The organism is Magnetococcales bacterium (assembly GCA_015231175.1).
GTDB lineage: Bacteria > Pseudomonadota > Magnetococcia > Magnetococcales > DC0425bin3 > HA3dbin3.
In genome coordinates, this window is record JADGBZ010000051.1 from 1 (window position 1) to 25,264 (window position 25,264).

The window sequence follows — 25,264 nt, forward strand, 5'->3', positions numbered from 1 at the left end:
GCATTCTCTGTTGGATCTTCTGGTGCGATAAGCCCCCGGAATCCATATTGAGCCAAAAACGCTTCGACCACCCTGGTGTCCTGGCTTTCCACTGTCCCACTCTCCTGACACATCGTGTTCGGATCAGCCAGTGGAGGTTGTAGCCGTGTCCGACAAGGCATGTCAATGCGTTGCGGACATCCCAATCTTTGGAGATTGGGCTTTTACCTCCCGCCTGCACCGGTACAGCCAACCTTTTGTTCACCCCAAGGGCCACGCATGGAACCGGGCTGTTCTTCGGGCGAGACATACCCCGGTCCTCTCTGCTCCATGTAGCGTAAGGTCATGACATTGTGAACGGTGGCACAGAGCAGATCCGGCAGGATGCTTTCTTCAGCCTTTTTTTCGGGTTCAGACACCTCTGGAGCCGGCCTTTTGGAAAAATCGAGCTGTACCGGTCGAGGGAGCGACTGGCTGAGATTGTCCCACTGTGCGGGAGATGGTGCGATGCCGACAGGCTGAATCAGGGGGCGATCCAGGACGATGGGCTGATCAGGCGCCTGATCGGTGTCTGGCTGGAGTGCAACACCTGGCGTCCATTGCAGTGCAGACCCGGAGTGGGTGTCGATTCTGCCGGAGAACTCATCCTGATCCAGGGGACCGGCCTGGGCAATCATGGCCAGCAAGGAAAAGAGAGAAGGCGCCAGCATGCGGGCCAGAGTGATCATGGTTGTTCTCCGAATTGTTCAACCTTTTCCTCATGGATGTACCGGATCGCTGCCCGCAGAGAGCACATAATCCTTGAGTTGGTCGTAGTACTCTGGAAAGTTGTGGGAGATAAGCGTCATGTCGAAACGGTTCAGGATGGCTTCTTTCGGTTCGCGGTCCAGCAAAAACCGGAACGAGGCGTCGATGATCCTGGCCAATGGGCACTTCGGTCCCACAATCCGAGAAATCTTGTCGAGGGTCATCTGATCCATCGTCACGATGTGGTCTGTCTGTACCGTCTCTTCCTCTACAACGACGCGGAACCGATACGGACAGGACTCAGTCCGCAACTGTTGAACCATGATACGGTGGTCTGAAGTCATATTCACCCCCAATCTGTGCAATGAATACCGGGCAACCCGTATGTTGCCGAACTGTCGGCGATGTTGGCCTTCTTTCCATGCAGCCAAAGCCCCGGGCCAAACAGGCAAGGCCGCGTCTGCGTCAGGAAATCCACTCTCGTCAGGATATACCATGCCGCACCAACAATCGACCACCGTATGATTCAATCATCCGGCTTTTCTGGATTTACGTCTCTCCATGGACCATAATGGGGGAGAGTACATTTTTGCCTTTCGGCTTGCCCACCATTCTCGCCCGGTTCCCGCCAAACCATGAGCAAAATTTTTAATGAGCTTCATAAAACCAAATCGGTCCAAACCGACTCCGACAGCGATACCACGCGCCTCTCTGGAGCGGAACGTTCCCGCTTCGGAGGCTTGTTGCACGGGTTGACGCAACTGTTTTGGCTTTTCATCGGTGTGGTGGTACCTGCGATTGCCGTTTTTTTCTTTTTTGGCCCGCACATGATGCCGTCAAACTTGACGGAGAAGCTGCCAACATCGGTGCCTGATCACTCCTCGCCGCCTGAACCGCCTCCTCAGGGCGCAGCCAAGTCGCCGACAACGACACCTGATCACCCTTCTTTGCCGCCTGAACGGCCATCTCAGGGCGCAGCCAAGTCGCCGACAACGACACCTGATCACCCTTCTTTGCCGCCTGAACGGCCATCTCAGGGCGCAGCCAAGTCGCCGACAACGACACCTGATCACCCTTCCTCGCCGCCTGAACCGCCTCCTCAGGGCGCAGCCAAGTCGCCGACAACGACACCTGATCACCCTTCTTTGCCGCCTGAACGGCCCTCTCAGGGCGCAGCCAAGTCGCCGACAACGACACCTGATCAACCCTCTTTACCGCCTAAACCACTTTCCCAGAACCAGCAGCCGGGATCCGGTGCGATACCCTCTCCGCCAACCCCAGGGGTCAAAACTGTCGCACCACCTCCCCGGGATCGGGATTTCATCACGCTGGGATCTCTGTCGGTGGCCGGCAAGCCGCATGTCGCCCCCTTGCCGGAGCCCTGGAACACGGAATCTGCCCAACCGCTCTCAAGAAAGTCACGCCTGGCAGCATCTGCTGAAAAACCTGCCGCGCAGCGACCGGGTTCAAGGCATGCTCACCGGCCCGCCGCATCCCCACAGGTCAACACTCCCCCCACGCGCCAGCCAAACCGCACCTCCGCCACCAGGTCTGCGGCCAAAAGAAGGGCCAAAGCCGCCATGGCAGCGCAAACATTCCGCAAAGGTGTACCGCTCGCAAGGGAGAGAGCCTCTACACATCCAGACATGCCCCGCATTCAACCGGGACATTTTCTAGTTCTTATTGGAACCTATGCCACCCCGGAAACGATGGCCAGAAGCCGCAGGCTGGTTCTCTCCGCAGGTTACCCAGTGCGGATGCGCATCGACAACACATCGCCCAAACTTGTCCACCTGAACGTCGGACCATTCCCCTCCCGAAAAGATGCCCGAAAAGTGGCCAGCCTGATTCGGAAAAAAACCGGGCTGCCTGCCACCGACTTGCAGGCGCCCCATTATTTGACGAAATAAAGGTAACGATTCGCCACCTTTGCAAAAAAATCACCACCCTCTACCCGAAGGTCGCACCCACTTCCGTGCGCTCCATCTCCCGAATCATGGTGACGTGGGATTTGTTGACGATGGTCGTCAAGGAGGGCTTTTTTTTGTCCACCACGACAATGAATCCCTCCGGGCGGTTCATGAAATCCAACAACCGTTCGCCCATGGCCAGATAGAGGGTTCCCTTCAAAATTTTCTGGTTGGTCAAGGTCACTTCAGCCAGGATTTGATGCTTCTGGACTATTTGCTGCGGTTTGCCAGCCATTGTCTTGACTCCCCCACTTTCGGTTCTCCTGCGCGACTGGAAAACCGATTGTCCTTGTTGCAAAACCCCTTGCTCCAACGAGCCTTCTACAGTTTATATGTCATGATATACCGGGACGCAACCCGTGTGCGAATCCTGCCGGCAGTGGTTGGGGAGGCAACAATTGACCGAAACGATCGATCCACGACAAGATTTCCAACGGAACGAGCTCCAGACCGGCATGGCCGACCCGATTTCCGTACCCAGTGCCATTTTGGCCGATCGGCGCTTGAACCTGAATGATTATAGAGTGCTGCTGACCCTTTATGCCTTCGCGGACCCTGCGGGGGTGAGCCAGCCGACGCGCGACACCCTGGCAACTGCGACAGGTCTTCCCACCAGCCGAATCTCAACGATCACCTCGCGCCTGGCTGCCATGGGCTGGTTGGCAAAAAGGTCTGGATCCGGCAAATCCTCCACCCGGTATCAGATGCGTCTCTTTCAAGTCGCCGTGGACTCCACAGACGTGTTGCCCACCCCAGCAGGGGAACCCTTTGCCGCAAGCGCTCCACCCGAAGCGGGGATGGCGCCACTCCCCCCTGCCGACCCCTTCCACTCCGATCCAGACACATCCCACAGAGCCGACCTTCATCGCCAGATTCAGCAGATTGTCTACGAGGAGTTGACCCGGTTGAACGGGGCTGGACACCTGGCAGGGAGCGACATTGCATCAAGCGTCAAACTGCGCCTGAAAAGGTTCCGCAAGGGCGAAGAGAGGTGATTCCTCAGAGCGATTGACGCAAATCCTTCGGCGCGTGACCGAAAATGGTTCCGTCGGAACCGACGCCTTGCAAATAAACCACAAGAGGGACCGAACCCTGATTTTGGATGGCCACCCCATCACCGGTTCTGGGGCGGCGCAAGGTGGCGAAACCAATACCGTCCACAGTGAACAGATTCGCCGACCCGCGGACAGAACCTGGCGCATCGTGTACAACCCGCACCGGCGAGGCCTCGGCGGTTTGGAACTGAATACGCAGGGGTTTGTCATCGCTCAATCTCAGGGCGAACCGGGTCTCTCCCCCAGGTGGCACAATGAATTGGTTGGTCCAGGAGACACGGGGCTGGGCATCGATAAACTGAAGATCATGCACGACGAGACGGGTATTTTCACCTGAATGGACACGTCCCCAAAAAGGCGCAACCACCAAGATCGCCACAACTGCCGTTGCTAAACCGGCGCCAAAAGGAACCTGCCAGGCATCCAACTCTCTGCATCGGGCAAGAAGCCGTTTTCCGTTCTCAAGCGCGACGCGCAACCCGGAAAGGGGAGCCGGCGGTACCGTGTGCAGGGCCGCAATCACCCGCGCCGGGAGATCCGATGCGGGCATCTGCCGCTCCGTTGCCAGAGCCATCACAGAGAGTGCCTCTTCCAGGGCAGCCATCTCTTCCATCTCCCTGCGCACCTCGGCATCTCGGGCCACCAGGAGAAAAAGGCGACGAATCTCAACCCGGTCCAGGTCGGCATCCAGACCCCGGCTGATGGTTTCCCGAATGGTTTCAAGATCGTTCATTGCTGCCAACACTCCCCGCCTCAATGCAGCTCACGCAGGCTCCATTTTTAACCAGTGTAACGATTACCACCCGGCAACGAAACCGGGATCCAGGGGGCCGGTTCCCCGGCAGTTCCAGGACAGCGTCCTCGTGGGAGTCAGGGCGATGCCCTGATGAAAGGACGTCATACCCAGGCTTTTTTTGCAAGGGTGCTGAATCGTTGCCAACCGTTCACGACATGTTCGTAACAACCCGCCCCTTTTTGGTTCACTCGCCGTCACCATTCAGCACCCGGCAACACCACGAATCGGGATCCAGGGGGCTGGCTCCCTGGCAGGAACTTGGACAGAGTCCTGATAGGGTTCGGGGCGAAGCCCTGACAAAGGCTTTCATATTCAGGCTTTTCTTGAGAGAGTGGTGAACAGTTGCGAAGTTTCTATGACAGAAAGAGATCCAGGGTACCCTCCTGGCGCAACCCCTCCCGCAGCAACTTTCTGGCCCGAAAAACCCGTGTTTTCATGGTTCCAGTCGGAATATTGCATAGAGCCGCCGCATCTTGATAGCTCATCCCTTCCAGGGAGACCATGACCATGGCCTCGCGCAACTCGGGGGTCAGAAAGGTATCCAGTCCATGCCGCAACGCCTTAATCTGGTTGTTCATCGCCAAACGTTCATGCGGACCTGGTTCCAGGCTTGGGAGATCCATCAGGGTCTCTTCCGTCGTGGTTTGGACGCGAAAGTCGGGAGAGCGGTGCAAATGGTTCAGGGAAATGTTGCGGGCAATGCCCAGCACCCAGGTGGAAAAACGGGAGTTTCCCTGGAAGGTAACCAGCTTGCGGAACACCTCGACAAAGGTTTCCTGCGTCAAATCCTCGGCATCCTGGGTACCACCCACATGACGACATATGAAGCGAAAAACCCTTGGCCGCAACTTTCGCACCAGATCTGTGTATGCCTGCACATCCCCTGCGCGCGCCCGTTGCACCAACGTCTCATCGGGATCCACGATCACCGACTTTCCCCATGCATTTTCCACCACATTAACCCCGGATTCGGCATCGCGATCATCTCACCAATCGCTCAAGTCACCGCAAAATCCCAACCTGAAGCCTTGGGCCATTATTCAGCGCCCCGCGCTTGTCGCTCGCACTTGATGTGCGCCACATCGCCATGCACCTGCACGCGACTCCCAGCCTGTACCCGAATGCGACACTCCGCTCGCCAGCCCGGTTGTCCGGCTTGACCCACTGGGATATAACCCGTTACTATCAGGAGCAGGGAGTCCGGGCGTTTTTTCCCGATGCACTTGGCCTCCTGACAACACGTCCGGGCGCCGCTGGGGATGTTCGCCATAAAAACCCCCGAGTCCAGGGACTGGGCGTGTAAAGGAGTGGAAGTGGCGTTCTCAAGGCAGTAGGCCTCCGCCGAGGTCGGGAGCCAACAAGCCAGGAACAGAAATGCGGTGGCCGCAAAGTGTATGAATCGCAAAAATCTCATCGCCCCGGTTACCCCCATCTGCGTCCGGATACTGCCGGATCGTCACCATGTCCAATCCACACCCCTTGAGTACCGGGCATGCCGGAATGGTTCAGAGTTGCGTCCAGAATCTCTGGAATACCTTGAAGGCAGCAGTTCTTTCTTTGCAGCCAAGAATGAACTTTTTCTTCCCTTTGCCCACCCAATTGATGGCTTCAACTCCACTTGAGATGGAGATTTGGTTGGATTCAATCCTACAATCAGCAGAGGAGTTCAAATGAAAATCACGACCATTCTTGCCTTCGGCGCCGCTGCCGCTTTTGCCCTGGCGAGTCAATCTGCCCAGGCGGCTGGTGACGCCGCCGCCGGCGCCCAGGTGTTCAAAACCAAGTGCTTCGTTTGCCACACCATCGACAAGGGTGCAGCCGCGAAGGTTGGTCCCAACCTGTTCGGCATCGTCGGCCATGCTGCCGGCAAGAGTCCCTCCTACACCGGCAAATACACCGAAGATATGATGAAGGCCGGTCTGACATGGGATGAAGCGACCCTTGACAAGTATCTCGAAGAGCCCAAGAAGCTGGTTCCCAAGACCAAAATGACCTTTCCCGGCCTCAAGGATGTCAAAGATCGCGAAAATTTGATCGCCTATATGAACACCATGAAGTAAGAGCGGCTTGCCGGGGGGGTGTTGTCGCCCCCCCCCGATGTCTCTTGCAGGGTAGATGGTTTGGCGTCAGGCCTGTGTGCAGGGGCGATCTGTGCTTCCCCTTCACCGATGGTAGGGGATTCCCCCCAGGATGGTCATGGCGCGGTAGAGTTGTTCCAACAGCATGACGCGAACCAGCATGTGGGGAAAGGTCATGGCGCCCAACGACAACCGCCAACTCCCCATGGCCAACAGTGTCTGGTCCAGACCATCCGGACCGCCGATCACAAAAAACACCTCGCGCGTCGCCTCTTCCCGCATCCGGCGCACCTCGTTTGCCAGCTCCATGGACGAGAAGGTGCGGCCATTGCTGGCCAAGGGCACCATCATCGCCCCCTTTGGCAACAGACGCCGCAACCGCTCTCCCTCCTGCGCCAAGGCCCGCAAGTCACCTTTCTGCATGGGGTCGCGTCGGGTTTCGGCCACTTCGATCAGCTCGACAGGCGCCAACCTCTCCAGGCGTTTCTGATAATCCACGACCAGATCCCGGATTGGCGCGGGCATGCCCCTCCCGACGGCCAAAATATAAAACTTCAGTGACAATTCACCACCCGGCCACGCATCTGGGTCCAGGGGGCTGGCTCCCTGGCAGGTCCAGGACAGCGTCTTGGTGGGGTTTGGGGCGAAGCCCTGACAAAGGCTTTCATGTCCAGGGCTTTCATGTCCAGGGCTTTCATGTCCAGGCTTTTCTTGAAGGGGTCTGAATGGGTGCAAACCTCAAACTGTATCACCCTGATCCTGGGGCGTGATACGCGCCCGTTCCTGCCCCGCAGAGATCCACGTTTGCCGTTCTTCCACAGCCAATGTCTCTGGGCTCCAGAGCTTTTCCAGGCTGTAGAAGGACCGGATCTCACGCTGAAAAAGATGCACCACCACATCCCCCAGATCGATCAGAACCCACTGGCCGGCATCCATGCCGGCCAGGCCCAACCCCTGAATTTTGACCTGGCTGGCCCAGCGATCCACCTCCATGGCCATGGACCGGACGTGAGTCTCCGATGTACCGGTGGCAATGACAAAAAAATCGGTAAAGGGTGAACGGCCCCGCAAATCGATCCGCGTGATATCCAGACCCTTCTTGTCATCCAAAAGACGTTCCAGGGCTTCTGCCAGGTGCGGACTCTGCATATCGGTCAACTCTTCCTCTCCTTGGGTTGCATGGCGGATCCGTTTCCAACTCCATGAGACATTGATGGCAACGATTCGACACCCTGTCAAGGCTGATCTCCGTCATGGCGAACCAGAGTCCAGGGAGCCGGCTCCCCGGATCCCGACTCGTCGCCGGGCGCTGAACGGGTTACCCGTTGCTTTCCAACACCAGGAGCCGCCACAATGCGCAGAGGATTGGACATGAGAGAGGGAGGGTATCTATGGCAGGCGATGATGACACCAGAACCAGGGGTGGCTCTTCGGGCGAGGACGCCTCGCCTGGCGAAGGAAAGGATGAACAGGCCCCTGCCAAAGGCAACAAGCTCCTCCTGCCGTTGATCGGAGTTGGCGTGATCGCGGCAGCAGCCGGAGCCTACCTGATGCTGTCTGCCAAAAAGCCCGAGCTCCCTGTGCCAACCCAGGCAGAGTTATTTGAAAAGTCCCGCCGGTTGATCGATGACCGTGTCCAGGATGCGTTGCAAGCGGAATCTCAGAGCCACCTCCTCGGGCAATCGTCGCCTTTGCTGTCATCGCATCCTGCTGCACCCGAATCCGGCCACTCCGGTCATGCCAGGCAGGAGGCAACAAAAACTACAACCGAATCCGGCAGCTCAGCCCATATCAATCCGGCAGCGGCGGGGTCCACTCCCCCCGCCGGGTCGGTTCCCGATGCCTTCTCTTCACCGGAAAACGCAAAGATGGAACCGGTTGCAGGTGTCCATCCTGGCGTACCCTAGTGGCTTGATCAGTCTGAATGGACTGGTTTCATTGTGGAGAAGGCATGACAGGATCATTTCCGGTGGTCAGAACTCCGGCCTCGAAAGCTGTCTATGGCGAGGCATGGCCGCAACCCATGGAGCACTTGACGCCATCCTTGAACCCCGTTTTCGACTGATTGCGACATGTCCTTTTCGACAGGGTTACCCAAACCATGGCATGTTCTGGAGTGGCTGGTCTTGCGAGGCATACTCGCCTGGGTCCGGCATGGGGAGCTGCCTGTCGTGGCTGAGAGGTTGCGTAGGCTGGCACGGCACGCCCGGGTTGTCTTGCGCTCCGAATGGGCTTGGACCTGCACCAATCTGCGCCTGATCTATGGACCTGAACTCCCGGACGACCGCTTGCATCGTCTGGCCACCATGGTCTTTGAAAATATTTTTCTTTGCCATCTCGAAGGGTTGCGGGCCCAGGAGTGCCGGTGTCACTGGGATGGCGACGGTTTGGCGATGTTGACCGCGCTGCACGCCCGGAAACGGCCTCTCATCCTGGCATGCATCCATCTGGGATCCTGGGAACCTGCCATGAAGCACGCCGCCGATGTGGGCCTGCCTCTCGTCGTGGTTTATCGGCATGCCAACAATCCATTAAGTGAACGGGAATTTGTGCGTGCCCGGGCAGGGAATGGCGTCGAACTGGTCCGGCGCAAGGATACGCGCGCGGCCCTGCGGGCGATCACCGAGGGTAAAATTCTCACCCTGATGGTGGATATCAACACCCGGCGGGGTGGGATCACGGCCCCTTTTCTGGGCCTGCCGGCACAATGTCCTGCCGGGCCGGCCCGTCTGGCCAGCCGTCAGGGGTGTCTGGTCGTCCCGGCAGTCGCCATCCGGCAGGCTCCCGGCCAATCGACCATTCACGTCGGCGCCCCCCTGGAGCCCCCAACCCCCCATGCCACACCGGAAACGTTGGCGGCATTTACCAGCCGGCTCAACGCCGCCTTTGAACCCTGGATTCTGGCTTGGCCTGAACAGTACAACTGGCTGCACGCCCGCTGGCGCAGCCGGCCCGATGGAACCCTGTGGCGTCCAGACACTCCCATGACCTCCCTCTGGCAATCCCGGGTGGCGCCTCATCCTCCGTTGCCTCGACGACTGCTGGAGTCGCTCGCTTGACCGACCGCCTCCTGCTGATCAAGACCTCCTCCCTGGGGGATCTTCTTCACACCCTGCCCGCCGTGACGGATCTTCGCCGGGCACGACCCGATCTGCAACTGAGTTGGGTGGTGGAGGAGGGCCTGGCGGAGGTTGTCGCCTGGCACCCTGGAGTGGATCGGATCATCCCTGTGGCTTTGCGGCGTTGGCGTCGAGCGCCCTGGCGGGCTTGGCGCGATGGCGAGCTGCGGGCACTCCTCTCCCGGCTGCGTGGCGAGCGCTTCACCTGGATCGTGGATGCCCAGGGGTTGGTGAAAAGCGCCATCCTGTCACGGCTTGCCCGTGGTCGGCGTTTTGGTCCTCACCGCACCTGGGTTCGGGAACGTTGGGCCTTACCCCTTTATGACCAAACCGTTGCGGTTCCAGGAGAGCATCATGTCGTCGCCCGGCTCAGACGTCTGCTGGCCACCGCCGTCGGTTATCCACTTCCCTCCACGCCGCCGGATTTTGGCATCGACCACCAAAAATGGCCCTCTCTTCCCCCACCCCCATCCCCTTATGTGATGTTTTTGCACGGCACCGCCTGGAGCAGCAAGGTGTGGCCTGAGGTTTATTGGCTTGAGCTGGCCCGACGCATCCGTGCCGCGACCTCTCTGCATATTCTGCTCCCCTGGGGCAATGATCCAGAGCGTCAGAGGGCTGAACGTCTGGCCACCGCCTGCGGCGACGGCGTCCAGGTTCTTCCCCCTTTGCAGTTGGGCGTATTGGCGTCGTATATGCTGGGAGCCTCAGCTGTGGTGGGCCTGGATTCGGGCCTGGCCCATCTGGCTGGCGCCATGGATGTCCCTTGTGTCACCCTGTTCGGGGCGACCGATCCGGCTTATTCCGGGGTTGCCCGTTCCCGGCAGACTCTGCTGGCCGCTGATTATCCCTGCGCCCCCTGCATGCGCCGCGTATGCCATCCACCCCCGGGTCCGCACCCTTGTCATCCTCCTTGTGTGGTGACCCTTCCTCCGGATCGGGTCTGGGAGGCGCTCCAGGCCCGAATCGAATGGCCCCCGCCATGACCCGGACCCCCCTCTCTGCGGTCATCATCACCCTGAATGCCGCCGAGGTCATACAACCTTGTCTCGACTCCCTGGCTTTCGCCGATGAAATTCTGGTGGTCGATGCCGGCAGCACCGATGCGACCCTCGAACGCGCACGCCAAGCCGGTGCAACCACGCTGCATCAGACGTGGCTCGGTTTTGGCGCCCAGAAACAATATGCCATCTCCCAGGCGCGCCACCCCTGGGTACTCTGCCTCGATGCCGATGAGCGCGTCTCACCCGAGTTGCAACGGAGCGTGCTTGCGATCCTCGCCACGCCACCCCTCCACCATGCCTACCGGATGGCTCGGTGCAACCGTTTCATGGGACGCTGGCTGCGCCACGGCGAAGGGTATCCCGACCCCAACCTGCGCCTGTTTCATCGCGACCATGCGGCATGGAGTCAGGATCCCATCCATGAGCATGTCGTGGCCACCGGCCCGGTTGGTTGGTTGGCCGGGGATTTGTTGCATGAGTCCGCACCGACTCTGGAGGCCTATCTCGCCAAACAAAATCGCTACACCACCTTGCAAGCCCAACAGCTCGTCGCACGCGGTCGCTTCCCGCATCTCCACCACCTCCTCCTGAACCCTCTGCTCCGTTTCATCAAATTTTATCTCCTGCGCCTGGGCTTTCTGGATGGCCTGCCGGGATTGGTCCATGTCCTGATTGGTTGCAATAACAGCCTCATGAAATATGCCAAGGCCATGGATCTCCTCAGAAATGCCCCAGGGTCCATGAAATGATACCGTTCCGTCTCGACCGCAGTTTGTGATATGTTGGCCCCCTGGATCCCGATGCGTTGCCAAGTGGTGAGTCGTTATCATGCGCGAAACAATCCTGCTGATCGGTCACGGCTCCCGCGCCCCGGAAGGGAATGCCGAGGTCGTCGAATTTGTCAGATTCTGGCGGCAGCGCCACCCTGCCTCCCGCATCGAGGTCTGCTTCATCGAATTTGACGACGTGTTGCTGGATGCTGGCCTGGAGCAGGCCGCCCGGGATGCCGACCGCGTCTTGGTCATTCCCCTGATTCTCAATGCTGCCGGTCACGTCAAGCTGGAAATTCCGGGACATCTGGACGCTGCCCGACAACGTTTTCCGCAAGTGACGTTTCGTTACGCCCGTCCGCTGGGTGCGGAAGATAAAATCTTGGAACTGCTGCGCCTCCGGCTGCACGCAACCATGGTGGGCATGGATATGCCCGATCCGCTGAACACCGGTGTCATCCTGCTGGCCCGGGGCTCCTCGGACATGGGAGCCAACGCCGAAGTGGCACGCATGGCACGTTGGTTGTATGAGACCACCCAGCACGAGTGGATCGACTATGCCTTTACAAGTATCACCGACCCGCGTCTGGAACGCATGGTGCAGCGCCAGGTTCGTCTGGGTGCCATGCAGGTGGTGGTGTTGCCCTATTATCTGTTTACCGGACGGTTGATTCATCGCATCAAACGCCAGGTGCAACGCCTGCAAGGCCAATATCCAACCATCACCCTGGTGGCCGCAGGTTATCTGGGTATCCATGGTCTGATCGGTGACCTGGTCGATCAGCGACTGACCGAACTGCGCACCGGCGACATCCCCCCCATGGCCTGCGATGGCTGCCGCTACCGCGCCATAGCCCAGGAACACCTGGACGCCCACCACCACGCCGATATCCACGGCCACCACGACCATCCGACAGACACCCTGCAAAAACCGTAAGGAAAGCTGGATGGCAACGATGATGAAAGGCCCTGCCCTGAAAAAAATGGCGCCATGGGTGCTGCTGCTCATGGTCATTGGCTTTGGGCTCCAACGCCAAAAAACACCCCAGCCGGAGGTCCATTCCGTAACCCATCTGGCCATGGGCACCTTGTTCACGGTCTCTGTCTGGGGTGTGCCGGAGTCTGCTGCCGATGCTGCGGTCGCCCAGGCTTTTGCCAGAATCCGCGACATCGAATCATGGGCCAGCAGGCAAATCAAATCCAGTCTGGTTTATAAAATCAACCATGCACCCCCTTCCGAGTTTTTTCACGTTCCGGAAGAGTTGGCCCTGATCGTGGAAACTGCCTTGAAGGTAAAAACATTGTCGCATGGCGCCTTCGATCCTGGCCTGGCCTACCTCCTGGATCTCTGGGGCTTTGGTCATGGGGCGCCGGATGTCGGCAAAGTTCCCGACAAAAAAGACATTCAGGCCTGGCTGGAAGCACGACATCGAAAGTCGGGTGATGGCATCCATCTGGATAGACCCAAAAATGGCGCCCCGACCATCCGATTGGATGATCCTGCGTTCGCTCTGGACCTCGGCGCCATTGCCAAAGGGTATGCCCTGGACCAGGCCATGGAGGCGCTGGAACGCACCGGCATCCACAATGCCCTGATCATCGGGGGCGGCGATATGATCATCGCTGGCTCCAAAGGGGGAAAACCCTGGCGGATTGGCATCCAGCACCCCCGGGATCATGACAAGGTCATGGCCGCTGCCGAGGTTGTCGGCCACATGGCCATGGCAACATCGGGTGATTATGAACGATTTTTCATGGCGGATGGAGAGCGGCAACATCACATTTTCGACTCCCGGACCGGCACTCCTTCCCGTTCGGGGTTGATTTCCGTCTCTGTCCAAATGGATAAACTCATGATGGCGGACGCCTTGAGCACGGCAATCTTTGTTCTGGGCATGGAAAAAGGGCAGGAGTTCGTCAAGCACCTGAAAGGTGTTGAAGTCCTGATGGTTACGGAAAAAGGTGAACGTTGGAAAAGCCCCGGCTTCCAAGGTCAATGGTTGGAAGGACCGCAATGAGTCTGGGAGGGGGGCGTCCATGCACCAACGGAATGGATCGTTGGATCGCTTTTGTGGCGGCCTGTGGCATCATTGGACCATGCCTGTGGACGCTCCGGGCACAACCGGAAGGGGTCGTGCTGGTCCGCGACGCCAAGACCCGGCAGATGACGTGGTCTTTGCAACGTAACGCCATCATGCAGGTGGAGGGGCTTTTGGGGCCGGTCCAGGTGGAAATTCATGATCATCGGGTCAGGTTGCTGGAGTACCAAAGTTTGCGGCTCGTGGGCACCATGACAGGCTGGATCAGCCGACCTGGTCAAGTGACCGCCTGCATTCCCTGCGGGGTGGTGGTCCAGATCAAGGGCCGCGCCCGGCCAGAAAACGGGTCCGCCGAACCATACGACGGGATCGCTCGATGAAGGCGAACCCACGTTCCCCCGAAGTGACCATTCGTCCAGAGTTGCACATGGTGTATTGGTCGGCGGCAGCGGTTGCAGCGCACCTGTTGGAGAGTGGCTTGCCCTATCCCGGTCCCTGGTTCAAGCCCGGTCTGGCCCATATTTTTGTGTTGATCGTCTGGTTTCAGCTGGGATGGCGCGCCGCCATGGGCGTCTCCATCCTGCGGGTTTTGGCAAGTTCCCTGATTCTGGGCACCTTCCTCTCTCCAACTTTCTTCCTGAGCTTGTCAGGCGCTGTGGCGGCGCTTCTGGCCATGGGCCTCGTTGCCATGTTGCGGCTGCCGGTTGGTCCAGTGGGTCTCTCCATCCCTGCCTCCCTGGCCCACATGACCGCCCAGGTCGGCGTGGCCCAGGTCATGATCTTCGACCACCCTGGCGTGCTGACCGCGTTGCCCTGGTTTTTGATCGGTTCGTGGATAACGGGTCTGGTGAATGGTTTGGCAGCCTGTTTTGTGTTACGGCACCTGGCCGATAAAAATGTTGCCAGAGAGCCATTGCCCATGCATTGAAGCCTGCCGCATCGAGCTTCCAAAATGGCAACTATTCACCACCCGGCAACGCATGGGGGTCCAGGGGGCTGGCTCTCTGGCAGGTCCAGGACGGAGTCCTGGTGGGGTTCGGGGCGAAGCCCTGACAAAGGCTTTCATGTCCAGGCTTTTCTTGCAAGGGCGATGAATCGTTACTCAAAATGATTGAGAAACCGGGATGGAGATCAAGGAGGAGGGGTTGTACCCCTCCTGCTAAGAGCGGAGATTGTTGAGTACCTCATCGAGCATCTTTTTCGCGTCACCAAACAGCATGCGATTGTTTTCCTTGTAGAACAGAGGATTATCCACACCGGCATACCCCGAGGCCATGGAGCGCTTCATGACGATGGAGGTCTTGGCTTTCCACACTTCCAGAACCGGCATCCCGGCGATGGGGCTGTTGGGATCCTCCTGGGCTGCCGGGTTGACGATGTCATTGGCACCGATCACCATGACGACATCGGTCTGCGGAAAGTCGCTGTTCAACTCATCCATCTCCAGAACGATGTCATAAGGAACCTTGGCCTCGGCCAGAAGCACGTTCATGTGACCTGGCATACGCCCGGCAACGGGGTGGATGCCAAAACGGACATGGATTCCCTTCTTACGCAGCACCGAGGTGATTTCAGAAACCGTATGTTGGGCCTGGGCAACGGCCATGCCGTAACCAGGGACAATGATGACATTGCTGGCCTGACGCAACAACTCTGCCGTCTCCCCGGCATAGATCGTCTGCACCTCACCCTGCGGGGTTTCGGCACCAGCTGCCGGAGCCCTTCCTCCCCCCGTTCCAAAACCGCCGGCAATCACCGATATGAAGTTTCGGTTCATGGCACGGCACATGATGTAGGAAAGAACGGCGCCCGACGAACCGACCAAAGCGCCTACAACGATCAACAAGTCGTTGGAAAGCATGAAACCGGTCGCCGAAGCGGCCCACCCCGAGTAGCTGTTCAGCATGGAGACAACCACTGGCATGTCAGCCCCACCGATGGCCATGACCATATGAATGCCGAACAACAGAGAGACGACGGTCATGATCAGCAGCGAACCGACGGCGTCTCCTTGGGTGGTGGCAGCCAAAAACCATCGGCCTGCCAAGACCACGACGACCAACAAACCAAGATTGAGCAGATGCCGGGCCGGCAGAAGCATCGGTTTGCCGCCAATTTTTCCCGAGAGCTTGCCAAATGCGACCAGAGAACCGGAAAAAGTCACGGCGCCGATAAGAATGCCAACGTAGATCTCCACCTCGTGGATGGTCTTTTCGACACCGGTAAAGTGCGCTGAGGGGTCAATGAAGTTGGCAAAGCCCACCAGACAGGCTGCCAAACCCACCAGGCTGTGCATGATTGCCACCAGTTCCGGCATCTCCGTCATCTTGACGCGGACAGCAGCAACGACACCCAATGTTCCGCCAATGGCCATACCGATCATGATATGGGCATAGTTTGAAAAACCCGTGACACGCGGTCCCAGCAAGGTGGCAACCACGGCTATCGTCATACCGATGATGCCAAACATGTTGCCGCGCCGGGACGTTTCCGGGTGGCTGAGTCCTCCGAGACTGAGAATGAATAAAATTGTTGCACCGATATAGGCGGCTGTGATCAATCCTTCATTCATGGCTCATTTCCCCTCTATCTTTGGAACATGCGCAGCATGCGCCGTGTCACCCAGAATCCGCCGAACATGTTGACGGCGGTCAGCCCGATGGCCAACCCTGCCAACAGGGTAATCAGGAATCCAGGAGAGGAAATCTGGATCAAGGCGCCGATGATGATGATGCTGCTGATGGCGTTGGTGACACTCATCAAAGGTGTGTGCAACGCGGGAGTGACATTCCAGATCACCATATAGCCGATGAAGCAAGCCAACACAAAAACAGTGAAGTGACCCAGGAAGGAAGCCGGAGCGCCCATGCCGATCAAGCCAAAAAGGACGGCACCAGCCAAACCCGTCATAAACACGGACTTGTTCGAGGTCGGTTCTCCAGCTCCATGGCCATGTCCCCCTTTGCTCTCCGGCTTGGCAACCGTCTTGGTCTGAGCCGCTGCCGGTTTTTGTGGAGCGGCGGACAACCGGGGTGGCGGTGGTGGCCAGGTCACGATGCCATCCTTGATGACCGTGGTACCGCGGATGACCTCATCGTCCATGTTGATGTGGATGACACCATCCTTGGTCTTGCACAACTCTTCGGTCAAACGCAGCAGATTCGTGGCATAAAGCTGGCTTGACTGCCGCGCCAGGCGGCTGGGCAGATCGGCATAGCCGATGATGGTCACATCGTTGTGGACCACTTTTTGATGGGGGACGGTATACGCGCAATTGCCGCCTTGTTCCGCTGCCAGATCCACGATCACGCTGCCTGGCTTCATGCTGTCCACCATGGCCTCGGTGACCAACTTGGGCGCCGGTTTGCCTGGAATCAGTGCCGTGGTGATCACGATATCCACCTCAGCCACCTGCTTGGCAGTCATGTCAAGCTGGGCCTTTTGATAGGCTTCGCTCATGACCTTGGCGTATCCGCCAACGCCGGTCCCTTCCTCCTCGATCGGAGGCGAAACAAATTCCGCCCCCATGCTCTTGACCTGGTCCTTCACTTCCGGCCTGGTATCGGTTGCACGCACGATGGCGCCCATCCCCGATGCAGCACCAATGGCCGCCAGACCCGCCACACCGGCGCCGATCACAAACACCTTGGCAGGTGGCACCTTGCCAGCCGCCGTAACCTGCCCGGTGAAGAATCGACCAAAAGCGTGCGCCGCTTCCACCACCGCTCGATAACCGGCAATGTTGGCCATCGAGGAGAGTGCGTCCAACTTTTGCGCCCGGGAGATGCGGGGTACCGAGTCCATGGCCAGAACATTCACCTTCCGGCTGGCGAGTCGATCCATCAACTCCTTGTTCTGTGCCGGCCAGATAAAACCGATCAACGTACACCCTTCGCGCAGCAGGTCGGCTTCGTGCTTGCCCTTGCCGATCTCCATGGGAGCGCGCACCTTGAAAAGAATGTCCGCTGCCTGCCAAACGCTCCCGGCATCGGGGAGAATTTCAGCTCCTGCATCCTTGAAATGGGCATCGAGGAACTGGGACTCGTTGCCGGCTCCTGATTCCACGGCCACCGTGAACCCCAGCTTGATCAGGTTACGCACCGAATCAGGACTGGCCGCCACCCGGTTTTCACCTGGGTATATTTCCTTGGGAATGCCGATCTTCATTGCTCCAATAACCTCCTCTGTGCTACCGGGATTGATAGCGGTTTGCAATTTTTTAATAAAGACAGAAAGATCCGTATTGGTCGCAAGATGCATGGCGACAATGCATGGTCGAAACGTTTCATGTTATGAGTTTTTCCACTATCTTTTCCGACCGCTTTGGGACAATTGTCAGAACAACAGCTTTATGCAAAAGTCGGAAATCCTCAAAACAACCGTTATGTTTAATGGCAGGTTCCCCGTTGCACCACGTCCGTCCTTACCTGTGAGGCACGACGTTCTCATACAGCATGAGACGTAGCTATTCAGCACCCTTTCAGCATGTTCTACCAGATTTTTGGTTTGAAGTCCGGCTTGTTGGCCAATGTGACAGTTTCCCCGGACTGGACGATCACGAACAAGCCATGGTTCATGGCAAATTGATCGGCCTCGGCGGCCATGACGATCCCGGCCACCGCGCCGTATATCTGGCAGGAGGCATAGCGTGGGAACAGGGTTTTGAATTGATCCAACCGATCAAGATGGTGGCGCACGTCCTCCACCTTGAGATGACTTTTGACCTCAATGGGAATGGCGGCGACCGTATCGGCCACCAGCAGGTCGATCTCCACCACCCGTTGGCCATCCAGCTCCTTGATGACCCGGGAATAGACCTCGTCCACAGGAATGCCGCGGGCCCTGAACAGGGCGATGCAGGCCGGTTTGACCAATCCCTCGACGAACTCTCCCAGGCGACCACCCAATTGACCAATCTGCCGTGTCACCTGTTGGATCTTGCGATCCGTCTCCTGCATCTTGCGATCCGTCTCCTGCATCTTGCGATCCGTCTCCTGCATCTTGCGATCCGTCTCTGCACTCATTTCTCGCATGGCGCGGCTGTTTTCCCGGACGATGCGGTCTGTCTCCGCATGCATGTCCCGCATTCTGCGATCTGTCTCCAGAAACGCTTTCCAGACATCGTCCACAGTCACGGTTGCAGACATCTTTTTATCCTCCGTGTCATCACCAGCTCTGGTTGCCTGAGCCAAAAAGCTTTCGAGGTGACTGAAATCATGCTACCGACCGAATGGGAAAGCAATGTCTCGTTGATCCTGCCTTGCCGGAACCCATTTTTCCTGGTGTCAGGGCTTCGCCCTTTCAAGAAAATCATTGCCGTCAAGACACCCGTAAATTTCGAAAAACATTAAAAATTTCAAGGATGGGGAGATTCATGCCGCGTTGACATGCCTTGTCGGATATAGCTACAATTTTTTGTGTAGGGCGCCGCCGATTTTTCCGGGCCGTTTTTCGGGAATCTTGTTCCCGCAAGGCGTTTCGACACCACCATAGTGAGGTTAAACCCTTGAATGCACACGTCCATATTTTGGACCGAATCATGGAGCGTAAACGGGAGGAGGTCGCCGAACGCCGCCGGCGCACCCCGGAGTCGCGTCTCTTGGAACAGGCGCTTGAGCAGCCCCCCACCCGGGATTTTACCCGGGCCTTGACCGACCGGGTGCAACAAGAAAAGCCCGCCGTCATCGCCGAGGTGAAAAGGGCTTCGCCATCCAAAGGGATCATTCACCCTGAGCGCCCCCCTTTTGATCCGGTACGCATTGCCGGCGGTTACGCGCAGCATGGAGCGACCTGCATCTCCTGCCTGACCGATCGGGATTTTTTCCAGGGCGCCGAAGCCTACCTGACCCGCATCCGCAGTGAAGTTGAGATTCCTTTGTTACGCAAAGATTTTTTGTATGACCCCTATCAGGTGATCGAGGCCCGGACCATCGGCGCGGATGCCATCCTGCTGATCATGGCCGTCCTCTCCGTGGCACAGGCCCGGGAGTTGGAAGCCACCGCCCGTGACCTGCACCTGCACGTCCTGGTGGAGGTACACGACGAAGCGGAACTGGAAGCCGCCCATGCCTTGCACACCTCCCTGCTCGGCATCAACAATCGCGACCTGCGAACCTTTGCGACCTCACTGGATACCACCCTGCGCCTCGCTGGTCGGGCAGAGCCCGGTCGGTGCATCATCTCCGAAAGCGGCATCCGCACACCGAAGGATATTCTCCATTTGCAGAAACATGGCGTCCATGCCTTCCTGGTAGGGGAAACCTTGATGCGGGAGAGCGATCCGGGTGCGGCGTTGGCACGACTGTTGGAGCGTTGAAGGATGGTTCGCATCAAAGTCTGTGGCATGACCCGCCTGGAAGATGCCCTGGCCGCCATCCATCTGGGGGCAGATGCCATTGGCCTGGTGTTTTATCCAAAATCGCCACGCTACATCGCACCGGAACGTGCGGCGAGACTTGTCGCTGCCCTGCCCCCTCTGGTGTCGGTGGTTGGCTTATTCGTCAACCACCCTCGGGAGGAGATTTTGCACATTGTCCAACAGTGCCACCTCTCCGAGGTCCAACTGCATGGTGATGAATCCCCTGCGGATTGCCTGCTGTCCAACACCATGCAGCCTGGCACAATCCGCGTCATCAAGGCGGTGCGTGTCGCCACTCCAGCCGACCTGCAACCTGTCGCTCGCTATCCGGTTGCCGGTATCCTCCTGGACGCCAAAACCCCCCATGCCTACGGCGGCACCGGGATGACCTTCGACTGGTCCATCCTGTCAGGCCTGCACGGTCACCCCCCTCTGATCCTGGCAGGTGGCCTGAATCCGAACAATGTGGCCCGTGCCATCCGCATCGTCAAACCCTATGGGGTGGATGTTTCGAGCGGTGTCGAATCCTCCCCTGGGATCAAGGATCATGATCGCATGCAACATTTCATTACCTGCGCCCGACAAGCCGGCGCCGAGGTGTGCGCATGAATTGGTTCGAGCGTATCATACGTCCGAAAATCAAGGCCAGTGACAAGCGCAACCGTCCCTCACCCGAGGGGTTGTGGATCAAATGCCCTGAATGCGGTCAAACCCTCTTCCAGAAGGAGTTGGAACGCAATCTGGATGTGTGCCGGCATTGTCAGCACCACTTCCGCATCTCCGGGAAACGCCGCATCGACATCACCCTGGATCCCGAGGGACGCCAGGAACTCTTTCCGGCGATCTATCCCACAGACCCCCTCAAATTCAAGGATCTCAAGCGATATCGGGACCGCATCAAGGAGGCGCAACGTAAAACCGGCGTCAACGATGCGGTTCGCGTCTACAAGGGGTTTATCGAAAGAGTCCCCGTGGTGGTTGCTGCCCTTGACTTCGACTTCATGGCCGGTTCGATGGGATCGGTGGTCGGAGCCAAGATTGCCCATGCGGCCCTGGTTGCAGAACGCACCAAGTGTGGGTTTATCGTCTTCCCGGCATCGGGAGGAGCGCGCATGCAGGAGGGTATCCTCTCTCTGATGCAAATGGCCAAATCAACAGCAGCCATCACGCGCCTGGAAGATGCTGCCCTTCCCTTCATCGTCGTCCTGACCGATCCCACATCGGGTGGTGTGACCGCCTCCTTTGCCATGCAGGGGGATGTCATTCTGGCCGAACCCAACGCCCTGATCTGCTTCGCCGGTCCCAGGGTGATCGAACAAACCATACGTGAAGCCCTGCCGGAAGGATTTCAACGCAGCGAATACCTTCTGGAACACGGTTTTCTGGATCGCATCTGCCATCGCAACGAGATCCGTTCCCTGCTTGCGACGACCCTGTCCCGTTTGACCGGACGCAGTGTCTCTGTCTCTCCGGGTGGGTTGCTCTCCACCATGCCTGAGGCGATACAGCCCACGCTCTTCGACCCGGACGCCCCGTGACCCGGTCGGCTGCCGCCGAACGCCTTCTCTCCCAGGCCACCCGGTTTTCCGATCGGCGCATCCGCCTGGGGTTGGGGCGCATGCGGCGCCTTCTGAATGCCTTGGGAAATCCCGAACATACCCTGGACGCCATTCACGTTGCCGGCACCAATGGCAAGGGTTCCACCGTTGCCTTCCTGGAGGCGATGTTGCGGCAGGCCGGTCATGAACCCGGCGTCTACATATCGCCGCACCTGCAACGCTTCCATGAGCGCATCCGTTGCTGTGGTCAGGATATCGATGACGCCTCCCTGGAGGCCCTGTTGACGACGGCTTTGCGGGTCAATGCCGAACAACCAGCCACCTTCTTCGAGTTGACCACGGCAGCTGCCTTGCTCCATTTTTCCCATGTACGGCGCCCTGCACCAAGCGGCATCCATTCAGCCACCGCACGCCAGCCGGTGATCCTGGAGACCGGACTTGGCGGACGATTGGATGCAACCAACGTGGTCTCTCCCCGCTTGACTTTGATCACGCCCATCGGCTTGGATCATCAGGAGTATCTGGGGCATACCTTGTCCCGGATCGCCTGGGAAAAGGCGGGTATCCTGAAACCGGGCGTTCCTGCCGCCGCAGATCCGGGCCCGGAGCTTGCCGCAGCCACCCTGCTTCGTCGTGCCGACCGCCTGGGCGTTCCACTCTGGTTGCGTCATCGGGATTACCGATTCGGGTGCCCGGACTCATCCGGTTCGTGGCACTATCAAGACCCGTTGGGCAGCCTGACCCTCCCTTCCCCCCGTCTGGTGGGAGAACACCAGATTGGCAACGCCGCTCTGGCCGTGGCCGGTTTGCGTCTGCTTGCCACCCTGCCTGCCAACCTCTGGCATATATCCGCCGCAGCCTTGTGCGAGGGCGTTGCCCAGGCCTGGATTCCGGGGCGCCTGGAACACTTTCCAGGAACGCCGTCGATCTGGCTGGATGGCGCACACAACCTCCCGGGTGCCCAGGTGTTGGCCCATGCCCTGACCCGGATGGAACCCCTGCCTACCCATCTTGTTTTTACCGCCTTGCAGGACAAGGATGTGGTTGGCATGGCCAGGAGTCTGGCTTCGTTGCTCAGTCATGTCTGGATCACAACTTTGCCGGAACCACGCGCCTCCGATCCTCGCCATCTGGCCTTGGTCTGGCAGGAACAAGGTGTTTCCACAACGGTCTCCCCTGATCCGGCAACGGCCCTCTCCCTGGCGCGAAAGCATTGTCCCGTTCACGGGCGGGTGGTGGTGACCGGATCGCTGCACCTTGTTGGCGTCATACGCGACAAGCTGATGGAAGAAAAGGGGTAACGATTCAGCGCTTTTGCACGCCCCAAAACGCATCACAGCCCCACATGACCACGATCACGCAAAACGTCCCGCACCACCGCCTGCAACAGATCGTAAGGCGTTGGCTTTCTGAACACCTTGATGCCAGCAAGGACACTCCCGTTGGCTGCGATTTCCTGTTCATCCAGCCCGGTTACGACGATGATACGCGATTGGCGAAGTTCTGGTGTGCTTTTCAGTTTTTTGATCATTTTGTAACCATCCATGGATGGCATCATGAGGTCGGTGATGATGATTTCCGGCTGATGCAGTCCAGCCTGGATCAACCCATCGAAGCCATTTTCCGCGACCACAAGCCGCACGGGCAGCCCCCAACCGGCAACGACCCTTTTTGACAAGTTTCTCAAATCCTCATCATCCTCGACCATCAACAAGGTCAAAGATGACCGCTCCGACACCCGCAGCTCCCTGGCTCGATCTGCCAACAGTTGATTGACCGAGCTCATCGGAATGCGGCGATGCTTGCCGACGGTTTTCCAGGCTTTGATGACACCTCGATCCAACCAGTAATGAATCGTGCGCGGAGAGATACCCAACAACCGCGCTGCCTGGGTCGTGGTGACAAAATAATCGCTCCCCTCCGGGTTGTCTGACGGACCCATATCACCTCCCGCCACGGAATAAGCACTCCCGAACCAGGGGACGCCATTTCTGGTGGCATATGACAAACCCATCATGCTCCCCACTGACACGAGCGAACCGGCCAAGGTGCCATCCAGCAAGACATGGGCGTTCCTGAAAATCCTGCAAAACAAGCATAACCGGCATAACACTACTGAATCGGCCCCCAAAGTTCAAGGCATCATAGTGCCGAAAGGGGTGAAATTTTTGTTGCAAAACTCGCAATTCTTGCTAATAATGCAAATAGGGGTCTCTGCAAAATGGCCACAGAGGAACCCACCATTTTCCGGTCTTGGAACCGCAACCGGCAAAGTTGGGCAGATTTTTCAACTCCAGCAGGATGACCGGGATGGTGCTCCATGGATACGCGCAACAAATCTTCACACGCAGCCTGTCATGAGGCCGTTCCTTTTTCCCATGACGCCCGCAATGTGTCTCGAAGGGAGAGCGTGTTGTATGTGCCGAGACTGGATCAGATGCGGGGTGAATTTGGTATCCATTTTTTCGACTTCATAAGAGGTTTTCAGGCCAAGATCACCCTCCACGCGGAGATGATCCGGCTGGCTGCTCGTGAGAACGATACCCAACAGGTGGCAAAAGAGAGCCATCACTTGAAAAACCTGTGCGAGCAGATTTGTCTGCACCAAATGGGGGCTTTGGCGGCTCAGATCGAATCCATTGCCCTTACCGGAAACCTCCAGGGTATCAAACACCTTGTCGAAAAACTCATCAGGGCTGGACTGGTCGCGCACGTTGAACTGACGAAATTTTGCTCGTCATGCAACAAACTTGGTCGAACCCGTTGAAACGAGGGTTTTTCACATCCACCAGGTGATCCTGGCGAAGCCGACCCGGGATCACGCACAAATTCAAGGAGACGGCCATGGAAAACAATGTTCGTGCAGTCAACGCTCTCATGGGAAGCGTCTATTTCGACCCGGAAATCAGTGATCAGGCCAGCCAGAAAAAAAGACCGCCACTGGTGACCCTGTCGCGCAGTTTCGGAGCCAATGGCAGCAAAACGGCTGAATTGCTGGCCAAGAGGCTGGGAGTCCAATGCTATGGCTATACCCTGCTCAACGCCATCGTGGAAACCCTGGAATCCAACAAGCACCTGACCAGACTTTTCGACGAAAAATCGGTCAACACTGTGGAAAATTGGCTCATTCCCCTGTTGACCCAAGGAAAAGGTTCAAAAAACGAATACATGCGTTGCCTGGTCAAGGCGGTGTCAGCCGTTGCCAAGGGCGGTGGTGTGATCGTCGGACGCGGCGCCCACCTGATTCTCTCATTGAATCCTTCGGTCTTCCGGGTCAGGGTGGAGGGCTCGCTGGAAATGTGCGCCAAGCGCATTGCGGCGCGGGAGGGACTCGACCTGGATACCGCCAAAGTCCGCGTTGTCCAGGTCGACAGTGAACGCAAGGACTTTGTGCGCGAAATCTACCAAAGTTTTCCCTCGATTCGCGCCTATTACGATGTTGTGATCAACTCGGATCACCTCCAACCCGAACAGATGGTCGATATTATCGTGTTTGCCATGGAAGAGCGGGGTTTGCTGGAACACTCCACCAAGGATCACCCCATGCCAACGCCAACCTCGGAGGCGAGGATGGCTGTTAATCTGCTGTCAAACCCGCCCAACCTGGAGGCGTTTCTCATGTTGTCCCCATTTTGAATTTAACCTGTATATTCAAAATGGTGTACCCTACATCTTCTGTGCCTTTTCTCCTGCCACTCCGGTACGGATGGGGCTTTTTCTGAGCGCCCGGGCGCCGCCATGCGGCATTGCCTGCCCCTGCTCGCACGCCATACGGTTCACATCGACCTGC

29 protein-coding genes are annotated in these 25,264 nt (G+C 58.1%); 16 read left to right on the forward strand and 13 right to left on the reverse strand.

Annotation, left to right across the window (positions count from 1 at the left end; translation table 11 throughout):
- Window positions 1–203: 203 nt before the first annotated feature.
- From HQL63_10935 to HQL63_10950, 4 genes are all read right to left on the reverse strand, one after another.
- Complete coding sequence (locus HQL63_10935; GenBank protein ID MBF0177342.1) at window positions 204–707, reverse strand: hypothetical protein; 504 nt, start codon at window positions 705–707, stop codon at window positions 204–206.
- A gap of 30 nt (window positions 708–737) precedes the next feature.
- Window positions 738–1,049, reverse strand: coding sequence for a hypothetical protein (locus HQL63_10940; GenBank protein MBF0177343.1), 312 nt, complete (start codon window positions 1,047–1,049; stop codon window positions 738–740).
- Window positions 1,050–2,203: 1,154 nt separating this feature from the next.
- Window positions 2,204–2,374: a hypothetical protein gene (locus HQL63_10945; protein MBF0177344.1), complete on the reverse strand. Its 171-nt coding sequence runs from the start codon at window positions 2,372–2,374 to the stop codon at window positions 2,204–2,206.
- A gap of 302 nt (window positions 2,375–2,676) precedes the next feature.
- The gene (locus HQL63_10950) at window positions 2,677–2,931 is read right to left on the reverse strand and encodes a hypothetical protein (GenBank protein ID MBF0177345.1); all 255 of its coding nucleotides are present in this window, start codon (window positions 2,929–2,931) and stop codon (window positions 2,677–2,679) included.
- Between the two features lie 163 nt (window positions 2,932–3,094).
- Here HQL63_10950 and HQL63_10955 point away from each other — a divergent pair, with 163 nt between their 5' ends.
- Entirely contained in the window at window positions 3,095–3,691 is a 597-nt protein-coding gene (locus tag HQL63_10955) for a helix-turn-helix domain-containing protein (GenBank protein MBF0177346.1), read from the forward strand.
- A gap of 4 nt (window positions 3,692–3,695) precedes the next feature.
- On the opposite strand, the gene HQL63_10960 is transcribed toward HQL63_10955, so the two are convergent.
- From HQL63_10960 to HQL63_10970, 3 genes are all read right to left on the reverse strand, one after another.
- Complete coding sequence (locus HQL63_10960; GenBank protein ID MBF0177347.1) at window positions 3,696–4,484, reverse strand: hypothetical protein; 789 nt, start codon at window positions 4,482–4,484, stop codon at window positions 3,696–3,698.
- 416 nt (window positions 4,485–4,900) lie between these two features.
- The gene (locus HQL63_10965) at window positions 4,901–5,500 is read right to left on the reverse strand and encodes an RNA polymerase sigma factor (GenBank protein MBF0177348.1); all 600 of its coding nucleotides are present in this window, start codon (window positions 5,498–5,500) and stop codon (window positions 4,901–4,903) included.
- Window positions 5,501–5,583: 83 nt separating this feature from the next.
- The gene (locus HQL63_10970; GenBank protein ID MBF0177349.1) at window positions 5,584–5,961 is read right to left on the reverse strand and encodes a hypothetical protein; all 378 of its coding nucleotides are present in this window, start codon (window positions 5,959–5,961) and stop codon (window positions 5,584–5,586) included.
- 256 nt (window positions 5,962–6,217) lie between these two features.
- Between HQL63_10970 and HQL63_10975 the strand changes: the two genes are divergently transcribed.
- The gene (locus HQL63_10975) at window positions 6,218–6,607 is read left to right on the forward strand and encodes a c-type cytochrome (GenBank protein ID MBF0177350.1); all 390 of its coding nucleotides are present in this window, start codon (window positions 6,218–6,220) and stop codon (window positions 6,605–6,607) included.
- A 102-nt stretch (window positions 6,608–6,709) separates the two neighbouring features.
- Here the strand turns inward: HQL63_10975 and rlmH are convergent, their stop codons facing one another.
- On the reverse strand, window positions 6,710–7,183 hold the full coding sequence (rlmH, locus tag HQL63_10980) for a 23S rRNA (pseudouridine(1915)-N(3))-methyltransferase RlmH (protein ID MBF0177351.1): 474 nt from the start codon (window positions 7,181–7,183) through the stop codon (window positions 6,710–6,712).
- A 180-nt stretch (window positions 7,184–7,363) separates the two neighbouring features.
- Window positions 7,364–7,774 carry a ribosome silencing factor gene (rsfS, locus tag HQL63_10985; protein ID MBF0177352.1) on the reverse strand — a complete coding sequence of 137 codons (411 nt, stop codon included), beginning with the start codon at window positions 7,772–7,774 and terminating at the stop codon, window positions 7,364–7,366.
- 242 nt (window positions 7,775–8,016) lie between these two features.
- Between rsfS and HQL63_10990 the strand changes: the two genes are divergently transcribed.
- The 8 genes from HQL63_10990 (at window position 8,017) to HQL63_11025 (ending at window position 14,485) form a co-directional block, all read left to right on the forward strand.
- Window positions 8,017–8,532 carry a hypothetical protein gene (locus HQL63_10990; GenBank protein MBF0177353.1) on the forward strand — a complete coding sequence of 172 codons (516 nt, stop codon included), beginning with the start codon at window positions 8,017–8,019 and terminating at the stop codon, window positions 8,530–8,532.
- 165 nt (window positions 8,533–8,697) lie between these two features.
- The gene (locus HQL63_10995) at window positions 8,698–9,684 is read left to right on the forward strand and encodes a lysophospholipid acyltransferase family protein (GenBank protein MBF0177354.1); all 987 of its coding nucleotides are present in this window, start codon (window positions 8,698–8,700) and stop codon (window positions 9,682–9,684) included.
- Entirely contained in the window at window positions 9,681–10,730 is a 1,050-nt protein-coding gene (gene waaC / locus HQL63_11000) for a lipopolysaccharide heptosyltransferase I (GenBank protein ID MBF0177355.1), read from the forward strand. The genes HQL63_10995 and waaC overlap by 4 nt, the downstream gene beginning before the upstream one ends.
- Window positions 10,715–11,497: a glycosyltransferase family 2 protein gene (locus tag HQL63_11005; protein MBF0177356.1), complete on the forward strand. Its 783-nt coding sequence runs from the start codon at window positions 10,715–10,717 to the stop codon at window positions 11,495–11,497. The genes waaC and HQL63_11005 overlap by 16 nt, the downstream gene beginning before the upstream one ends.
- Before the next feature lie 79 nt (window positions 11,498–11,576).
- Window positions 11,577–12,455 carry a sirohydrochlorin chelatase gene (locus HQL63_11010; GenBank protein ID MBF0177357.1) on the forward strand — a complete coding sequence of 293 codons (879 nt, stop codon included), beginning with the start codon at window positions 11,577–11,579 and terminating at the stop codon, window positions 12,453–12,455.
- Between the two features lie 10 nt (window positions 12,456–12,465).
- Window positions 12,466–13,536 carry an FAD:protein FMN transferase gene (locus HQL63_11015; protein ID MBF0177358.1) on the forward strand — a complete coding sequence of 357 codons (1,071 nt, stop codon included), beginning with the start codon at window positions 12,466–12,468 and terminating at the stop codon, window positions 13,534–13,536.
- Complete coding sequence (locus tag HQL63_11020) at window positions 13,533–13,937, forward strand: NusG domain II-containing protein (GenBank protein ID MBF0177359.1); 405 nt, start codon at window positions 13,533–13,535, stop codon at window positions 13,935–13,937. The genes HQL63_11015 and HQL63_11020 overlap by 4 nt, the downstream gene beginning before the upstream one ends.
- Window positions 13,938–13,984: 47 nt before the next feature.
- A complete protein-coding gene (locus tag HQL63_11025) occupies window positions 13,985–14,485 on the forward strand; it encodes a Gx transporter family protein (GenBank protein MBF0177360.1) in 501 nt (166 codons plus the stop codon).
- A gap of 231 nt (window positions 14,486–14,716) precedes the next feature.
- Here HQL63_11025 and pntB read toward each other — a convergent pair whose 3' ends face one another.
- The 3 genes from pntB to HQL63_11040 all read right to left on the reverse strand — a co-directional run bounded on the left by pntB (window position 14,717) and on the right by HQL63_11040 (window position 18,704).
- Window positions 14,717–16,129 carry a Re/Si-specific NAD(P)(+) transhydrogenase subunit beta gene (pntB, locus tag HQL63_11030; protein MBF0177361.1) on the reverse strand — a complete coding sequence of 471 codons (1,413 nt, stop codon included), beginning with the start codon at window positions 16,127–16,129 and terminating at the stop codon, window positions 14,717–14,719.
- A gap of 14 nt (window positions 16,130–16,143) precedes the next feature.
- Window positions 16,144–17,724 (reverse strand): Re/Si-specific NAD(P)(+) transhydrogenase subunit alpha, encoded by a 1,581-nt coding sequence (locus tag HQL63_11035; protein MBF0177362.1) that lies wholly within the window; start codon window positions 17,722–17,724, stop codon window positions 16,144–16,146.
- A 323-nt stretch (window positions 17,725–18,047) separates the two neighbouring features.
- Entirely contained in the window at window positions 18,048–18,704 is a 657-nt protein-coding gene (locus HQL63_11040) for a DUF3782 domain-containing protein (protein MBF0177363.1), read from the reverse strand.
- A gap of 392 nt (window positions 18,705–19,096) precedes the next feature.
- On the opposite strand from HQL63_11040, the gene trpC reads away from it, so the two are divergent.
- Genes trpC through HQL63_11060 form a run of 4 tightly spaced genes read left to right on the forward strand, consistent with a single transcriptional unit; the run spans window position 19,097 to window position 22,775 of the window.
- Window positions 19,097–19,873, forward strand: coding sequence for an indole-3-glycerol phosphate synthase TrpC (trpC, locus tag HQL63_11045; GenBank protein ID MBF0177364.1), 777 nt, complete (start codon window positions 19,097–19,099; stop codon window positions 19,871–19,873).
- A gap of 3 nt (window positions 19,874–19,876) precedes the next feature.
- Window positions 19,877–20,524, forward strand: coding sequence for a phosphoribosylanthranilate isomerase (locus tag HQL63_11050; GenBank protein MBF0177365.1), 648 nt, complete (start codon window positions 19,877–19,879; stop codon window positions 20,522–20,524).
- A complete protein-coding gene (locus HQL63_11055) occupies window positions 20,521–21,453 on the forward strand; it encodes an acetyl-CoA carboxylase carboxyltransferase subunit beta (protein ID MBF0177366.1) in 933 nt (310 codons plus the stop codon). Before HQL63_11050 ends, HQL63_11055 begins: the two co-directional genes overlap by 4 nt.
- Window positions 21,450–22,775, forward strand: coding sequence for a bifunctional folylpolyglutamate synthase/dihydrofolate synthase (locus tag HQL63_11060; protein ID MBF0177367.1), 1,326 nt, complete (start codon window positions 21,450–21,452; stop codon window positions 22,773–22,775). The genes HQL63_11055 and HQL63_11060 overlap by 4 nt, the downstream gene beginning before the upstream one ends.
- A 32-nt stretch (window positions 22,776–22,807) precedes the next feature.
- Here HQL63_11060 and HQL63_11065 read toward each other — a convergent pair whose 3' ends face one another.
- Window positions 22,808–23,416 (reverse strand): response regulator, encoded by a 609-nt coding sequence (locus HQL63_11065; protein ID MBF0177368.1) that lies wholly within the window; start codon window positions 23,414–23,416, stop codon window positions 22,808–22,810.
- Between the two features lie 378 nt (window positions 23,417–23,794).
- On the opposite strand from HQL63_11065, the gene HQL63_11070 reads away from it, so the two are divergent.
- Together HQL63_11070 and HQL63_11075 are read left to right on the forward strand one after the other, a co-directional pair.
- Entirely contained in the window at window positions 23,795–24,241 is a 447-nt protein-coding gene (locus HQL63_11070) for a hypothetical protein (GenBank protein MBF0177369.1), read from the forward strand.
- Window positions 24,242–24,318: 77 nt separating this feature from the next.
- Complete coding sequence (locus HQL63_11075; GenBank protein ID MBF0177370.1) at window positions 24,319–25,110, forward strand: cytidylate kinase-like family protein; 792 nt, start codon at window positions 24,319–24,321, stop codon at window positions 25,108–25,110.
- Window positions 25,111–25,264: the final 154 nt, after the last annotated feature.

Excerpts from the sequence above, each read along its gene's own strand:
- HQL63_10935 (MBF0177342.1), bottom strand. The coding sequence starts at position 707 with ATGATCACTCTGGCCCGCATGCTGGCGCCTTCTCTCTTTTCCTTGCTG.
- HQL63_10940 (MBF0177343.1), bottom strand. The coding sequence starts at position 1,049 with ATGGTTCAACAGTTGCGGACTGAGTCCTGTCCGTATCGGTTCCGCGTC.
- HQL63_10945 (MBF0177344.1), bottom strand. The coding sequence starts at position 2,374 with ATGTCTGGATGTGTAGAGGCTCTCTCCCTTGCGAGCGGTACACCTTTG.
- HQL63_10950 (MBF0177345.1), bottom strand. The coding sequence starts at position 2,931 with ATGGCTGGCAAACCGCAGCAAATAGTCCAGAAGCATCAAATCCTGGCT.
- HQL63_10960 (MBF0177347.1), bottom strand. The coding sequence starts at position 4,484 with ATGAACGATCTTGAAACCATTCGGGAAACCATCAGCCGGGGTCTGGAT.
- HQL63_10970 (MBF0177349.1), bottom strand. The coding sequence starts at position 5,961 with ATGAGATTTTTGCGATTCATACACTTTGCGGCCACCGCATTTCTGTTC.
- HQL63_10975 (MBF0177350.1), top strand. The coding sequence starts at position 6,218 with ATGAAAATCACGACCATTCTTGCCTTCGGCGCCGCTGCCGCTTTTGCC.
- rsfS (MBF0177352.1), bottom strand. The coding sequence starts at position 7,774 with ATGCAGAGTCCGCACCTGGCAGAAGCCCTGGAACGTCTTTTGGATGAC.
- HQL63_10990 (MBF0177353.1), top strand. The coding sequence starts at position 8,017 with ATGGCAGGCGATGATGACACCAGAACCAGGGGTGGCTCTTCGGGCGAG.
- HQL63_10995 (MBF0177354.1), top strand. The coding sequence starts at position 8,698 with ATGTCCTTTTCGACAGGGTTACCCAAACCATGGCATGTTCTGGAGTGG.
- HQL63_11005 (MBF0177356.1), top strand. The coding sequence starts at position 10,715 with ATGGCCCCCGCCATGACCCGGACCCCCCTCTCTGCGGTCATCATCACC.
- HQL63_11010 (MBF0177357.1), top strand. The coding sequence starts at position 11,577 with ATGCGCGAAACAATCCTGCTGATCGGTCACGGCTCCCGCGCCCCGGAA.
- HQL63_11015 (MBF0177358.1), top strand. The coding sequence starts at position 12,466 with ATGGCAACGATGATGAAAGGCCCTGCCCTGAAAAAAATGGCGCCATGG.
- HQL63_11020 (MBF0177359.1), top strand. The coding sequence starts at position 13,533 with ATGAGTCTGGGAGGGGGGCGTCCATGCACCAACGGAATGGATCGTTGG.
- HQL63_11025 (MBF0177360.1), top strand. The coding sequence starts at position 13,985 with ATGGTGTATTGGTCGGCGGCAGCGGTTGCAGCGCACCTGTTGGAGAGT.
- pntB (MBF0177361.1), bottom strand. The coding sequence starts at position 16,129 with ATGAATGAAGGATTGATCACAGCCGCCTATATCGGTGCAACAATTTTA.
- HQL63_11035 (MBF0177362.1), bottom strand. The coding sequence starts at position 17,724 with ATGAAGATCGGCATTCCCAAGGAAATATACCCAGGTGAAAACCGGGTG.
- HQL63_11040 (MBF0177363.1), bottom strand. The coding sequence starts at position 18,704 with ATGTCTGCAACCGTGACTGTGGACGATGTCTGGAAAGCGTTTCTGGAG.
- trpC (MBF0177364.1), top strand. The coding sequence starts at position 19,097 with ATGGAGCGTAAACGGGAGGAGGTCGCCGAACGCCGCCGGCGCACCCCG.
- HQL63_11050 (MBF0177365.1), top strand. The coding sequence starts at position 19,877 with ATGGTTCGCATCAAAGTCTGTGGCATGACCCGCCTGGAAGATGCCCTG.
- HQL63_11055 (MBF0177366.1), top strand. The coding sequence starts at position 20,521 with ATGAATTGGTTCGAGCGTATCATACGTCCGAAAATCAAGGCCAGTGAC.
- HQL63_11065 (MBF0177368.1), bottom strand. The coding sequence starts at position 23,416 with ATGGGTCCGTCAGACAACCCGGAGGGGAGCGATTATTTTGTCACCACG.
- HQL63_11070 (MBF0177369.1), top strand. The coding sequence starts at position 23,795 with ATGGATACGCGCAACAAATCTTCACACGCAGCCTGTCATGAGGCCGTT.
- HQL63_11075 (MBF0177370.1), top strand. The coding sequence starts at position 24,319 with ATGGAAAACAATGTTCGTGCAGTCAACGCTCTCATGGGAAGCGTCTAT.